At 70.6% G+C, this 13,957-nt stretch carries 12 protein-coding genes and 1 pseudogene; 4 read left to right on the forward strand and 9 right to left on the reverse strand.

Annotated elements, in window-relative coordinates; genetic code table 11:
- Positions 1 to 66: 66 nt before the first annotated feature.
- Positions 67 to 1,023 carry an ABC transporter ATP-binding protein gene (locus tag LGI35_RS25980; RefSeq protein ID WP_227296725.1) on the forward strand — a complete coding sequence of 319 codons (957 nt, stop codon included), beginning with the start codon at positions 67 to 69 and terminating at the stop codon, positions 1,021 to 1,023.
- The gene (locus LGI35_RS25985) at positions 1,010 to 1,918 is read left to right on the forward strand and encodes an ABC transporter permease (RefSeq protein WP_227296726.1); all 909 of its coding nucleotides are present in this window, start codon (positions 1,010 to 1,012) and stop codon (positions 1,916 to 1,918) included. The genes LGI35_RS25980 and LGI35_RS25985 overlap by 14 nt, the downstream gene beginning before the upstream one ends.
- A gap of 12 nt (positions 1,919 to 1,930) precedes the next feature.
- Here LGI35_RS25985 and LGI35_RS25990 read toward each other — a convergent pair whose 3' ends face one another.
- Positions 1,931 to 2,521: a flavodoxin family protein gene (locus LGI35_RS25990; RefSeq protein ID WP_227296727.1), complete on the reverse strand. Its 591-nt coding sequence runs from the start codon at positions 2,519 to 2,521 to the stop codon at positions 1,931 to 1,933.
- Positions 2,522 to 2,619: 98 nt separating this feature from the next.
- On the reverse strand, positions 2,620 to 3,093 hold the full coding sequence (locus LGI35_RS25995) for a winged helix-turn-helix transcriptional regulator (RefSeq protein ID WP_227296728.1): 474 nt from the start codon (positions 3,091 to 3,093) through the stop codon (positions 2,620 to 2,622).
- A gap of 174 nt (positions 3,094 to 3,267) precedes the next feature.
- Between LGI35_RS25995 and LGI35_RS26000 the strand changes: the two are divergent.
- Positions 3,268 to 4,350, forward strand: a pseudogene (locus tag LGI35_RS26000) (MFS transporter); the annotation flags it as partial.
- 196 nt (positions 4,351 to 4,546) lie between these two features.
- Here LGI35_RS26000 and rarD read toward each other — a convergent pair.
- Both rarD and LGI35_RS26010 read right to left on the reverse strand, forming a co-directional pair.
- Positions 4,547 to 5,494, reverse strand: coding sequence for an EamA family transporter RarD (gene rarD / locus LGI35_RS26005; RefSeq protein ID WP_264484728.1), 948 nt, complete (start codon positions 5,492 to 5,494; stop codon positions 4,547 to 4,549).
- 200 nt (positions 5,495 to 5,694) lie between these two features.
- Positions 5,695 to 6,552: an SDR family oxidoreductase gene (locus LGI35_RS26010; RefSeq protein ID WP_227296730.1), complete on the reverse strand. Its 858-nt coding sequence runs from the start codon at positions 6,550 to 6,552 to the stop codon at positions 5,695 to 5,697.
- 110 nt (positions 6,553 to 6,662) lie between these two features.
- On the opposite strand from LGI35_RS26010, the gene LGI35_RS26015 reads away from it, so the two are divergent.
- Positions 6,663 to 7,037 carry a winged helix-turn-helix transcriptional regulator gene (locus tag LGI35_RS26015; protein WP_227296731.1) on the forward strand — a complete coding sequence of 125 codons (375 nt, stop codon included), beginning with the start codon at positions 6,663 to 6,665 and terminating at the stop codon, positions 7,035 to 7,037.
- 32 nt (positions 7,038 to 7,069) lie between these two features.
- Here LGI35_RS26015 and LGI35_RS26020 read toward each other — a convergent pair whose 3' ends face one another.
- From LGI35_RS26020 to LGI35_RS26040, 5 genes are all read right to left on the reverse strand, one after another.
- Entirely contained in the window at positions 7,070 to 8,149 is a 1,080-nt protein-coding gene (locus LGI35_RS26020) for a 2-oxoacid:ferredoxin oxidoreductase subunit beta (RefSeq protein ID WP_227296732.1), read from the reverse strand.
- Positions 8,142 to 10,073 carry a 2-oxoacid:acceptor oxidoreductase subunit alpha gene (locus tag LGI35_RS26025; RefSeq protein WP_227296733.1) on the reverse strand — a complete coding sequence of 644 codons (1,932 nt, stop codon included), beginning with the start codon at positions 10,071 to 10,073 and terminating at the stop codon, positions 8,142 to 8,144. The genes LGI35_RS26020 and LGI35_RS26025 overlap by 8 nt, the downstream gene beginning before the upstream one ends.
- A 356-nt stretch (positions 10,074 to 10,429) precedes the next feature.
- Positions 10,430 to 11,089: a LuxR C-terminal-related transcriptional regulator gene (locus LGI35_RS26030; protein WP_279349011.1), complete on the reverse strand. Its 660-nt coding sequence runs from the start codon at positions 11,087 to 11,089 to the stop codon at positions 10,430 to 10,432.
- A 174-nt stretch (positions 11,090 to 11,263) separates the two neighbouring features.
- Positions 11,264 to 12,613, reverse strand: coding sequence for a sensor histidine kinase (locus tag LGI35_RS26035; protein WP_227296735.1), 1,350 nt, complete (start codon positions 12,611 to 12,613; stop codon positions 11,264 to 11,266).
- A 131-nt stretch (positions 12,614 to 12,744) separates the two neighbouring features.
- Entirely contained in the window at positions 12,745 to 13,923 is a 1,179-nt protein-coding gene (locus LGI35_RS26040) for a sensor histidine kinase (protein WP_227296736.1), read from the reverse strand.
- Positions 13,924 to 13,957 lie beyond the last annotated feature (34 nt).

Consider the following 13,957-nt stretch of genomic DNA (forward strand, 5'->3'; position numbering starts at 1 on the left):
AGGCGCCGGTCCCGGTGCCTCCACTCCTGCACTCCACCGGGGACCGACGGACACGACGGGAGCGAGATGGCGGCGAGCACTGCCGGGGAATCCGTGATCGAGACGCGGGCCCTCACCAAGCGCTACGGCGGCGACCAGTTGGCGGTCGACGGCCTCGACCTCACCGTCCCCGCCGGCAGCGTCTTCGGCTTCCTCGGGCCGAACGGCTCGGGCAAGACCACCACCATCCGCATGCTGATGGGTCTGATCGAGCCGACGTCCGGCGCGGCCAGTGTCCTCGGCCTCCCCATGCCCCGCGCCACGCGCACGGTCCTCCCGCACGTCGGCGCGCTCATCGAGGGCCCCGCCCTGTACGGGTTCCTGTCCGGCCGGGACAACCTCATCCGGTACGACTCCGCGGACCCGGCCGCCGACCCCCGCACCCGCCGCGCCCGCGTCGCCACCGCGCTCGACCGGGTGGGCCTGACGGCCGCCGCGGGCAAGAAGGCGAAGGCGTACTCGCTCGGCATGAAGCAGCGCCTCGGGCTCGCGGCCGCGCTGCTCCAGCCCCGCAGACTCCTCGTGCTCGACGAGCCGACGAACGGCCTGGACCCGCAGGGCATGCGCGAAATCCGTTCCCTGGTGCGGGAGCTGGCGTCGGACGGCACGACGGTCTTCCTCTCCTCGCACCTCCTCGACGAGATCGAGCAGGTCTGCACGCACGCGGCCGTGATGGCGCGGGGCCGGCTCATCACGCAGGGTCCGGTCGCCGAGCTGGCGGCGGGCGCCCGAGGCCGTCTCGTGGTCACGACCCCCGACCCGGGGGACGCGGCGCGTGTCCTGAAGGAGCGCGGCATCGCGGACCTGACGGTGACGGACGACCAGGTGACGGGCGAGCCGCCCGGTCCGGGCGCCGACCTCGCCGAGCTGAACGCCGCGCTGGTCACCGCGGGCGTCCGTGTCCGCGGCTTCGGACTCGAACGGGCCTCGCTGGAGGACGCGTTCGTGGCCCTGACGGGAGAGGGATTCGATGTCGCAGGGTGAGGCCACGGCCGCCGGTACCACCGCCACCGTCGTGACGGACGCGTCGCCCGCGCGGAAGAGGATCTGGACGCTCGGCCTGTTCCGCAGCGAGCTGGTCACCACGTTCCGGCGCTGGCGCACGCTCGCCCTGCTCGCCGTCCTGGCCGGGGTGCCCATCCTCGTCGGGATCGCCGTGAAGGTCGAGACGAGCGGGGGTTCACCGGCCGCGGGCGGCGGCGGGGGAGGACCCGCGTTCATCGCGCAGATCACCAACAACGGCCTGTTCCTGGTCTTCACGTCGCTCGCCGCGACGCTCCCGTTCTTCCTGCCGATGGCCGTCGGGGTGATAGCGGGCGACGCGATCGCCGGCGAGGCGAACGCGGGGACGCTGCGCTATCTGCTCGTCGCCCCCGCGGGCCGCACCCGGCTGCTGCTCACCAAGTACGCGACGACGATGACGTTCTGCCTGGTCGCGACGTTGGTCGTGGCGGTGACGGCGCTCGCCACGGGCGCCCTTCTCTTCCCGCTCGGCGATCTCGTCACGATCTCCGGCACCCGGATCGGCTTCGGTGAGGGACTCGTACGGGCCCTGCTGATCGCCCTCGTCGTGGCCGCGTCACTCGTCGGCATCGCCGCGCTCGGACTGTTCGTCTCGACCCTCACCAACAGCGGGATCGCGGCGATGGCGACGACGGTGGGCCTGCTCATCACCGTCCAGATCCTCGACCAGATCCCCCAGCTGCACGCGATCCAGCCGTACCTGTTCTCGCACCACTGGCTGTCCTTCGCCGACCTGATGCGCGAGCCGGTCTACTGGGACGACCTGCTCAAGAACCTGGGCCTCCAGGGCCTGTACGCGGCCGTGTTCGGTTCGGCGGCGTGGGCGCGCTTCACGGCGAAGGACATCACGGCGTGACCGACTGCCGCGCTACCGCACCTCGTACGGGAAGCGGGCGATCTCCGGATGCCGTTCGGGCGCGAAGAACGTCTTGGCGCGCAGCAGCGCCTCCTCGTCCTTGAGCACGTCACCGGGCTTGCTGCCGTTGCCGAGCAGGACGCCGCCGAAGCGCATGCCCATGTACGCGGCCGAGTTGCGCAGCGTGCCGACCAGCGGGTCCGCGACGACCTGCTCCTCGTGGGCGAGCGCCGTCACGCCCCACAGGGTGCGGCCTTCGAGGGTCGCCTTGAAGTCGATGCCGGGGGTGCGCAGCCAGCCCGACCAGTAGTCGAGGTAGCGCTTGGTGGGGGCCGAGAGGGAGTACCAGTACAGCGGCGACGCGATGACGATGTCGGTGGCTTCGAGGGTCGCGTCCAGGAGCAGCGCCGTGTTGTCGCCGGTGGGCCGGGTGTGGTCGCTGTCGTGGCGCAGGTCCTCGAAGTCGGGCAGGGGGTGCGCGGTGAGGTCGATCCAGCGCTGCCCGACCTCGGGGGAGAGCTGCTCGGCGGCCTTGCGGGCCAGGATCTCGGTGTTGCCTTCGCCGCGGCTGCTGCCGAGCAGAAAGAGGAACGTGCGGGACATGGGGCACTCCGGGGTCGGTTGGTCGCGCCGATTACCTGCACGTGCAGTTTATGTACACGCAAGTAATTCCGTCCAGGGGGTTCGCCCGGACCCGGGGGTCACGGAGCGCTCGCGCCGGCCGCCGCTCCGGCCGCCTCCTCCTCCGCCCGGGTGTCGTACGCGGCGCGGGCCGCGGCGATCTCGCCCTGGTGACGCTCGGTCCAGGTCACCAGGGACCGGATCGTCTCGTGCAGCGTGCCGCCGAGTGCCGTCAGCTCGTACTCGACCCGGGGCGGCACCACCGGGTGCACCGTCCGCTTCACCAGGCCGTCCCGCTCCAGTTGCCGCAGCGTGACCGTCAGCATCCGCTGGCTGATCCCGTCGATCTCGCGGCGCAGTTGGGTGAAACGCAGCCGGCGGTGTTCGAGGAGCGCGATGACGAGCAGGGACCACTTGTCGGCGACCCGGTCGAGGATCTGGCGCACCTCGCAGCCCTCGCGGGTGTCCCACTGGAAGGGGTCCGGGTCGCCGTGGTCGGCGCCGGGGACGGTGCTCGCGCAGTTACTCGGTGACTTAGAAGTGCCTTCTTCCATGCCCGTCGATGCTGCCGCAGGATCGGGGTGGTTACAAGAGGGAACCGACCCTCCGTCACGTAACCGCCTTCCCTTTCAAGCGACTTGAGGAGCCGACCCGTCATGGGCACTCGCGCCTGGGCACTGCTGCTGGTCCTCTGCGGAACGATCTTTCTGGAGGGCATCGACGTCGCCATGCTCGCCGTCGCGATCCCCTCGATCCGGTCCGACCTGGGCCTCGGCACCGACACGGCCGCGTGGGTCATGAGCGCGTACGTCCTCGGCTACGCCGGATTCACGCTGCTCGGCGGGCGGGCGGCCGATCTGCTCGGGCGGCGCCGGATGTTCCTGTTCTGGCTGGCCGTCTTCCTGGCCTTCTCCGGGCTCGGCGGCTTCGCGACCGAGGGGTGGATGCTGATCGTCGCGCGCTTCGTCACCGGCGTCTCCGCCGCGTTCATGACGCCGGCCGCGCTGTCGCTCATCACCACCTCGTACGCCGAGGGGCCGCAGCGCAACAAGGCGCTCCTCGTCTTCGCCGGAACGGCCGCGGGCGGCTTCTCCCTCGGGCTCGTCATCGGCGGGCTGCTGACCGAGCTCGGCTGGCGGTGGGTGTTCTTCGCGCCCGTGCTGCTCGCCGGGGCGATCCTGGCCGCCGCGGTGCGGCTGATCCCCGCGCAGGCCGCGCCCGAGCGGCGGGGCGGCGGGTTCGACGTGGCCGGAGCGGCCGCGGCCGCGGGCGCCATGCTCCTCGTCGCCTACGGCGTCGTGCGGCTCGAACACGGGCTCGCGGGCTGGCCGCTGACGGCCGCCGCCGTCGCCCTGGGACTCGCGCTCGTGGGTGTCTTCGTGGCCGTGGAGCGGCGCAGCGCGGCGCCCCTCGTGCGGCTCGGCATCTTCCGTACGGGGACGGTGGTCCGCGCCGACCTGGGGGCGCTGCTGTTCGTCGGCGCGTTCTTCGGGTTCCAGTTCGTGCTGACCCTGTACCTCCAGGAGCTGCGCGGCTGGTCGTCCCTGCAGACGGCGATCGCGCTCGTCGTGATGGGCTGCGACGCGGTCCTCGCGCCGACGCTCACCCCGCGCCTGGTCGAGCGCTTCGGCAACGCGCGCGTCGTCCTCGGCGGCTTCCTGCTCGCGATCCTCGCGTACGGGCTGTTCCTGCCGGTCGGCATGGACTGGACGTACGCCGCCATGTTCCCGACCCTGATCATCGCCGGGACCGCGTTCGCGCTCGCCTACGGTCCGCTGACCATCGCGGCGACGGGCGGGGTCGCGGAGGAGGAGCAGGGGCTCGCGGGCGGGCTGCTCCACACGTCGACACAGTTCGGTTCGGCGCTCGGCATCTCGGCGGTGACCGCGGTGTACGGGCTCGCCTCCGAGGGGGCCGGCGCGGCGGACACGCTCTCCGCCTTCCGCGCGGCCCTCGTGGTGCCGGTGGTGATGGTGACGCTGGGCGCGCTCGTGGCGGCGCGCGGGATCAGGCGGCCGGCTCGCGCCGCGGGTCCGTCTGCGGCTGGGGCCGGGTCTCGGAATTCATCGTCGACTCCGGCACCGTCTCCGGAGCCGTCGCCCGCGCCTCCTGCTCGGCAAGCGCGATCCGCCCCCGCCGGGCCGCCCGCAGCGCGTCCCACGTCAGGAGCGTGAGCGCCACCCACACGAGAGCGAAGCCCGCCCAGCGTTCGGCGGGCATCGCCTCGTGGAAGTACAGGATGCCGAGCAGGAACTGGAAGACCGGCGCCAGGTACTGGAGCAGCCCCAGCGTCGACAGCGGTACGCGGATGGCGGCGGCGCCGAAGCAGACCAGGGGGATCGCGGTGACCAGGCCCGTCGCCGCGAGCAGCGTGGCGTGGCCCGCGCCGTCGCCGAAAGTGGACTCGCCCTGCGCGCCGAGCCACAGCAGATAGGCGAGCGCCGGCACGAACTGGATCGCGGTCTCGGCGGCGAGGGACTCCAGGCCGCCGAGGTTGACCTTCTTCTTCACCAGGCCGTACGTGGCGAAGGAGAAGGCGAGGCAGAGGGAGATCCAGGGCGGCTGCCCGTATCCGAAGGCGAGGACGAGGACCGCGGCGAGGCCTACGCCGACCGCCGCCCACTGCGCGGGCCGCAGCCGCTCGCCCAGGAGGAGGACGCCCATGGCGATGGTGACCAGCGGATTGATGAAGTAGCCGAGCGAGGCCTCGACGACATGGCCCGCGTTCACGGCCCAGATGTAGACGCCCCAGTTGACCGTGATGACGGCCGCGGCGACGGTGACGAGCGCCAGCCGGCGCGGGTTGCGCAGCAGCTCACCGGCCCAGGCCCAGCGGCGTACGAAGAGCAGGGCGACGCCGACCACGGCCAGCGACCACACCATGCGGTGGGCGAGGATCTCGCCGGCGCCGGCGGGCTTGAGCAGGGGCCAGAACAGGGGCACCAGGCCCCACATTCCATAGGCCGCGATGCCGTTCAACAGTCCTGTGCGCTGTTCGCTTCTCGACTGCCCAGCCTCCACGGCCCCTCCTCCACACGCGCGGACGCCCCGTGGCGGCCACCCATGAAGGTAGCGCCGCGGGGCACCAGCTGTCATGTCCGTATCTCTATACGGTCATGACAGGACATCCGTGCAGGTGGGGGACCACCAAGTTGCTAGGCGAGCGCGGCCTTGATCGCGTCCGCGAGCGGGGTGGTGGGGCGGCCGGTCAGCCGGGAGAGGCCGCCGCCGGTGGCGGCGAGCAGGCCCTGCTCGATGGCGGTGTCGACGCCGACGAAGATGTCGGCGACGGGCGCGGGCAGTCCGGCGCCGAGCAGGATCTCCCGGTTCTGCTCGGGCGTGACGGAGTTGTACGTGATCGTCCGGCCGGTCTGCTTCGACAGCTCGGCGGCGTACTCCGCGAAGGACCAGGCGACGTCGCCGCTCAGCTCGTACGCCTGGTTCTCGTGGCCCTCGCCGGTGAGGACGGCCACCGCCGCGGCGGCGTAGTCGGCGCGGGAGGCGGAGGCGACGCGGCCCTCGCCCGCGGAGGCGGTGACGGCGCCGTGCTCCAGGACCGGGGCGAGGTTCCCGGTGTAGTTCTCGTGGTACCAGCCGTTGCGCAGGAACGTGTACGGCAGACCGGAGTCGAGGATCGCCTGCTCGGTCACCTTGTGCTCGGCCGCCAGATCGAAGTCGGCCTTGGGTCCGCCGAGGACACCCGTGTACGCCAGCAGCGCGACGCCCGCGCCCTTCGCGGCGTCGATCACGGCCTGGTGCTGCGCCACGCGCTGCCCGACCTCGCTGCCCGAGATCAGCAGGACCCTGTCCCCGGCGGCGAAGGCCCCGGTCAGCGTCTCGGGCGCGCTGTAGTCGGCGATCCGCAGCTCGACGCCGCGGGCGGCGAGGGCGGCGGCCTTCTCCTCGTCGCGGACGACGGCGGCGATGCGCTCCGCCGGGACGCCGCCGGCGAGGAGGCCGTCGATGACGAGACGGCCGAGGTGTCCGGTGGCTCCGGTGACGACGATGCTCATGTCTGGAATCTCCTCTTAGGGGGTTATCTGGCCTTAGGGGCCTATCTGGCACCGAGCCTACGGGTAGCGCTAACTATTGGAAAGTACCCACTTTGAAGTAAGGTACTTGCATGGCAGTAAGCAAGGGGAGTTCCGGCGGCGAGGACATGTGTCCGTACCGCCTCGTGCTCGAACACGTCACCAGCCGCTGGGGCGTCCTCGTCCTGATCGCCCTTGAGGAGCGCTCGTACCGCTTCAGTGAACTGCGCCGGGAGATCGGCCGCGTCAGCGAGAAGATGCTCACGCAGACACTCCAGACCCTGGAACGCGACGGCATGGTGCACCGCGACGCGAAGCCGGTCATCCCGCCGCGCGTGGACTACTCGCTCACCGACCTCGGCCGCGAGGCGGCGGAACAGGTCCGCACGCTGGCGACCTGGACGGAACGCCGCATGGAAGCGGTGACGCAGGCGCGCAGCGCATACGACGAGACCCGCGCCCCGTAAGGGGACGCGGGTCTGTCCGGGTGCGGGGGCGACTAGCCGACGACGGTCCAGGTGTCGCCGCCGGCGAGCAGTGCGGCCAGGTCGCCCTTTCCGTTCTGTTCGATGGCTTCGTCGAGCTGGTCGGACATCTGGACGTCGTAGACGGGCCGCTCGGTGGAGCGGAAGACGCCGATGGGTGTGTGGTGCAGGGTGTGGGGGTCGGCCAGGCGGGACAGGGCGAACGCGGTGGTGGGCGAGGCCGCGTGTGCGTCGTGGACGAGGATCTGTGACTGGTTGTCCTCGTTCACGTCGACGACCTCCAGGTCACCGGTCAGCGGGTCCCGCACGACGCCCTTGGCGAGGTCGGTGCCGAAGCGGATCGGCTGCCCGTGTTCGAGGCGGATGACCGCCTCCTCGGCCTGCTGCTTGTCCTTGAGGACTTCGAAGGCGCCGTCGTTGAAGATGTTGCAGTTCTGGTAGATCTCCACCAGCGCCGTGCCGGGATGGGCTGCCGCCTGGCGCAGGACGTCGGTGAGGTGTCTGCGGTCGGAGTCGACGGTGCGGGCCACGAAGGAGGCCTCCGCGCCGAGTGCGAGGGACACCGGGTTGAAGGGGGCGTCGAGGGAGCCCATCGGCGTCGACTTGGTGATCTTGCCGACCTCGGAGGTGGGCGAGTACTGGCCCTTGGTGAGCCCGTAGATCCGGTTGTTGAACAGGAGGATCTTCAGGTTCACGTTGCGGCGCAGGGCGTGGATGAGGTGGTTGCCGCCGATGGACAGGGCGTCGCCGTCACCGGTGACCACCCACACCGACAGGTCCCGGCGGCTGGAGGCCAGGCCGGTCGCGATGGCCGGGGCACGGCCGTGGATGGAGTGCATCCCGTAGGTGTTCATGTAGTACGGGAAGCGGGACGAGCAGCCGATGCCCGAGACGAAGACGATGTTCTCCTTCGCCAGCCCCAGCTCCGGCATGAAGCCCTGCATGGCGGCCAGGATCGCGTAGTCACCGCAGCCCGGGCACCAGCGCACCTCCTGATCGGACTTGAAGTCCTTCATGGACTGCTCGGCCTCGGCCTTGGGTACCAGCGAGAGCGCCTCGAACGTGCCCGTGCCCTTGGTGCCGGTGTCAGCCATGGATGGCCTCCTCGAGAGCCGTGGCGAGCTGCTCAGCCTTGAACGGCATGCCGTTGACCTGGTTGTAGGAGCGGGCGTCCACCAGATATGTGGCCCGGATCAAGGTGGCGAGCTGACCGAGGTTCATCTCCGGGACCACCACCTTGTCGTAGCGGCTCAGGACCTCGCCCAGATTGCCCGGGAACGGGTTCAGGTGCCGCAGGTGCGCCTGCGCGATACGCTCACCGGCCGCACGCAGCCGGCGCACGGCGGCGGTGATGGGTCCGTATGTCGACCCCCAGCCCAACACCAGGGTGCCGGCATCACCCGACACGTCGTCGACCTCGATGTCCGCCACCTCGATACCGTCGATCTTCGCCTGACGGGTACGGACCATGAACTCGTGGTTGGCCGGATCGTAGGAGATGTTGCCCGTGCCGTCCTGCTTCTCGATCCCGCCGATACGGTGCTCAAGGCCCGGCGTGCCCGGGATCGCCCACGGACGGGCCAGCGTCTTCGCATCACGCTTGTACGGCCAGAACACCTCCGTACCGTCCGCCTCCGTGTGATTCGGACCCGACGCGAACTGCGTACGCAGATCCGGGAGTTCATCGATCTCCGGGATCCGCCACGGCTCCGACCCGTTCGCCAGATAACCGTCCGACAGCAAGAACACCGGCGTGCGGTAGGTGACCGCGATCCGGGCCGCCTCGATCGCCGCGTCGAAACAGTCGGCCGGCGTCCGCGGCGCGACCACCGGAACCGGCGCCTCACCATTGCGCCCGTACATCGCCTGCAGCAGGTCCGCCTGCTCCGTCTTCGTCGGCAGACCCGTCGAGGGACCACCACGCTGGATGTCCACCACCAGCAACGGCAGTTCGAGGGAGACCGCGAGCCCGATCGTCTCGGACTTCAGCGCCACGCCCGGGCCCGACGTCGTCGTCACCGCCAAAGAACCACCGAACGCCGCGCCCAGCGCCGCACCGATCCCCGCGATCTCGTCCTCCGCCTGGAACGTACGCACACCGAAATTCTTGTGCTTCGACAACTCGTGCAGGATGTCCGACGCCGGAGTGATCGGATACGAGCCCAGATACAACGGCAGATCCGCCTGCCTCGACGCCGCGATCAGCCCGTAGGACAGGGCCAGGTTCCCCGAAATATTGCGGTACGTACCGGTCGGGAACGCGGACGCGGCCGGCGCGACCTCGTAGGAGACCGCGAAGTCCTCCGTCGTCTCACCGAAGTTCCAGCCCGCATGAAAAGCCGCGATGTTCGCCGCGGCGATCTGCGGCCTCTTCGCGAACTTCGACCTGAGGAACCTCTCCGTGCCCTCCGTCGGCCGGTGATACATCCACGACAGCAGCCCCAGCGCGAACATGTTCTTCGAACGGCCCGCGTCCTTGCGCGACAGCTCGAACTCCTTGAGCGCCTCCACCGTCAGCGTCGTCAAAGGCACCGGATGCACATGAAAGCCGTCCAGCGAACCGTCCTCCAGCGGCGACGTGTCGTAACCGACCTTGGCCATCGCCCGCTTGGTGAACTCGTCCGTGTTGACAATGATCTCCGCACCACGCGGCACATCCGCGATGTTCGCCTTCAACGCCGCCGGATTCATCGCCACCAGCACATTCGGCGCGTCACCCGGCGTGAGGATGTCATGGTCCGCGAAATGCAACTGGAACGAAGAAACGCCCGGCAGAGTCCCTGCGGGCGCCCGGATCTCGGCGGGAAAGTTCGGCAGCGTCGACAGATCATTCCCGAACGACGCAGTCTCCGAAGTGAACCGGTCACCCGTCAGCTGCATACCATCGCCCGAGTCACCCGCAAACCGGATGATCACCCGGTCCAGACGCCGTACGTCCTTGCCGTTCGCGTGTTTGCGCTGCTCTCCGACCACTGCGCCATCGGCCTGCTCGGCCGGGCTACTGACCTGGCTGGTCACTGAACTGGACCTCCCTCGAGGCGGCTCTGCGGGAGCGGCCGGCCGACCGGCCTCTCCATGGCCCACCCTACGTCGGTAAGGGTCGCCTTCCCTGGATGGTTCGCATGGTGGACGTGACAATGAGACACCCTGATGACCTTGTTTGTCACGATTTACCCACCCCCATGGCCCCCTGTTCGAAGACGCGCCCTCTCATCCTTTGGTTCTAGGGCCGGTTCAGGGCCGACCCGTGACCGACCCCGGAACCGGCCCCGGAACCGACCCTGGGGCCGGCTCTGAAGTCGGCCCTGAAGTCGGCCGGAGCGTCATGGAGCCCGCCGACCGATTCCCGCCATATCTGACAGGGTGTCAGGTCGTCACGAGTTCAGGTAGGTGAGCACCGCGAGAACACGCCGGTGATCCCCGTCACTCGGCGACAGTCCCAGCTTCAGGAAGATATTGCTGACGTGCTTCTCCACCGCGCCGTCGCTCACGACCAGTTGACGCGCGATCGCCGAGTTCGTCCGGCCCTCGGCCATCAGGCCGAGCACCTCGCGCTCACGCGGGGTCAGCCCCGCCAGCACGTCCTGCTTGCGGCTGCGCCCCAGGAGCTGGGCCACCACCTCGGGGTCGAGGGCCGTACCGCCCTGCGCCACCCGCACGACCGCGTCCACGAACTCGCGCACCTCGGCCACCCGGTCCTTGAGCAGATAGCCCACACCGTGGCTGGAACCGGCGAGCAGTTCGGTCGCGTACTGCTCCTCCACGTACTGCGAAAGGACCAGCACTCCGAGCCCCGGGTGCTGCTTGCGCAGCAGGACCGCGGCGCGCACGCCCTCGTCCGTGTGGGTCGGCGGCATCCGAACGTCGGCGACCACGACGTCCGGCAGCGTGTCCTGCGCGGCCAGGTCGGTGATGGTCTTGACCAGCGCGTCCCCGTCGCCCACGCCCGCCACCACATCGTGCCCGCGGTCGGTCAGCAACCGGGTCAGGCCCTCCCTGAGCAGCACTGAATCCTCGGCGATGACCACTCGCACTCTGTCCTCCACGTTTCTCGGCCCCCCACAGCCAGTCCCACCCGTTCAACAGTCACCAGCATCCCAGCATCCGGACGGTCCCGGGCCGTGGCGCCGGGATTGGCCGGGAAGAGGGAGGACACGCGTGTGCGGTGCACCCGGGAAGGGGTGCACCGCACACGCGGGAGCCGGTCGTCAGGCGCGCCGCCAGGGCAGTTCCGCCGTGACCCGGGTCGGGCCCGCCGTCGGCGAGTCCACCAGGAGGATCCCGTCGACGGCGTCGAGCCGCTCGGCGAGCCCGGCGAGGCCGGAGCCGGTGGAGGCGTCGGCGCCGCCCACGCCGTTGTCCGTCACCTGGAGCATCAGCCGGTTCTCGACCCGCCACACGTCGACCGTGGCGCGGGTCGCCCGGCTGTGCTTGCTGACGTTCTGCAGGAGCTCGCTGACCGTGAAGTAGGCGATGCCCTCGATGGCCGGCGCGGGCCGCGCGGGCAGATCGACCTCGACCTGCACCGGGACCGTGCAGCGGGAGGCCACGGAGGACAGGGCCGCGTCCAGGCCGCGGTCGGTCAGGATGGCCGGGTGGATGCCGCGGGCCAGATCGCGCAGCTCCTGGAGCGCCGTCTTCACCTCGCCGTGCGCCTCGTCCACCATGCGCGCCGCCTCCTGCGGGTCCTCCGTCAGCTTCTCCTTGGCGAGCCCCAGATCCATCGCGAGGTTGACCAGGCGGGCCTGTGCGCCGTCGTGCAGGTCGCGCTCGATGCGGCGCAGGTCGGCGGCGGCCGTGTCGACGACGACGCCGCGGTCCGACTCCAGCTCCACGACGCGCGTGGCGAGCCGCGACGGGCCGAGCAGACCGTTCACCAGCGCCCGGTCCACGGAGGCCAGCGCCCTGATGATCCACGGCGTCGCGAGCGTGATCAGCAGGCCGACCGCCGCGGTGACGGTGATCTCGAAGGGGTTGTCCAGGTAGATGTTGTGCGCGCCGTCGCCGTAGAGCTGGATCCCGCCCTGGCCGGCGTACATGGGGAAGACCCACTGCCACAGCGGATACGTGAGCAGGGACCAGCCCACCGTCCAGAAGACCAGCGCGACGTTGAACGCGAAGACCGCCCACGGGAAGTGCACGACCGTGTACAGCAGGTTGCGCCACGACTCGCCGCTCTTGAGGAGGGCGCCCATCCACGCCATCGGGCCGTGGGTGCGGGGCCGCAGCGGGCCCGGGGTGCCGACGTCGATGCCGAGGAGCGCGCGCGCCCTGGTCCGCTCCATCGCGGCGAACCCGCGCGCCCCGGCGAGGGCGCCGGCCAGCACCGGGATGCCGAGGAACGTGATCAGCAGCCCGGCGCCGAGCGACACCATCGTCACCGCGTACACGAACATGACGACGCTGAGCGGGAGGCTCAGGAGCAGATAGCCGAGCTCGCGGAACGTACGGGCCTCGAACGGCGCGCGCAGCCCGGCCGGGAGACGGCGGCGCCGTTCCACGGCCACCGCGTCGTCGCGGTAGCCGTGTCCGTGTCCGTGCTGCGTGGGCGTGATCATCGGTGGGGTCCGTCCGTTCTGCTCGTCCGCCTGGTACTTCCAGGGTCCTCGCGGCGGCGTCTCGCGGCCATGGAGCCGGTCGGCGTCTTGGACCGGGGGTTTTCCCTACCCCTCCGGCCACAGGCGTGCGCCTACGCGGGTGTGCGGTCGCGCCAGGGCAGCTCCGCGGTCACCGTCGTCGGACCGCCCTCCGGCGAGTCCACGACGAACAGGCCGTCCACCGCGCCGAGCCGGTCCGCCAGGCCCGACATGCCCGTGCCCTTGTCGAGGCTCGCGCCGCCGCGCCCGTCGTCCCGCACCTGGATCAGCAGCCGGTCCGCGGAGCGCCACACGTCGACCGACGCCGACCGCGCCCCGCTGTGCTTGCTGACGTTCTGCAGCAGCTCGGACACCGTGAAGTACGCGATGCCCTCGATCGCCGCGGCGGGCCGCTGAGGCAGGTCAGCCGTGACCTTCACCGGAACCGTGCAGCGCGAGGCCACCGAGGAGAGCGCCGCGTCCAGGCCGCGGTCGGTGAGGACCGCCGGATGGATGCCGCGGGCCAGATCGCGCAGCTCCTGAAGCGCCAGCTTCACCTCGCCGTGCGCCTCGTCGACCATGGCGGCAGCCGCGTCCGGGTCCTCGAGGAGCTTCTCCTTCGCGAGACCGAGGCCCATCGCGAGGTTGACCAGGCGGGCCTGTGCGCCGTCGTGCAGGTCGCGCTCGATGCGGCGCAGGTCGGCGGCGGCCGTGTCGACGACGACGCCGCGGTCCGACTCCAGCTCGGCGATCCGCCGCTCCAGCTCGTCCGACGGCGACAGGAGCGCCCGCGCCATCGCCCGGTCCGCGTTGGTCAGGCCCCGCACGATGAACGGGAGGACCGGCCACAGCACGAAGAGACCGGTCAGCGTGATGGCGAACGTGAGCACGCCCCACGGCAGCCGTATGAACTCGTAGAGCACCGCCCGCCAGCCCACCGGGTCCTTCAGGCCGGACCACAGCCGGCCGAAGAAGCCCTCGTCGCGCCTGCGCGGCAGCGGGCTCGGCTCCTCGATGCGCAGCCCGAGCAGCGCGCGGGCCCGCCCCCGCTCCGCCTTCCCGAGCTGACGCGCGCCGAGCAGACCGGCCGCGAGCACGGGCAGACCGATCACCGTCACGGCCAGGCCGACGCCGGTGGCCAGCATCGTCACGACATAGACGAAGCCGAGCACGGCGACCGGCAGATTGCTGAGGAGATAGGCGATCTCCTTCCAGGTGTGCCGGTCGAAGGCGAAGCGCGGGGCCGGCGGACGGTCCACGTCCGGCTCTGTGGTGACGATGCGAGCGGTCATATGCGACAGCGTGCCCGGCCGCGCGCCGGGGCGC

Origin of the sequence: Streptomyces longhuiensis (assembly GCF_020616555.1) — a bacterium.
Taxonomy (GTDB): Bacteria; Actinomycetota; Actinomycetes; order Streptomycetales; family Streptomycetaceae; genus Streptomyces; species Streptomyces longhuiensis.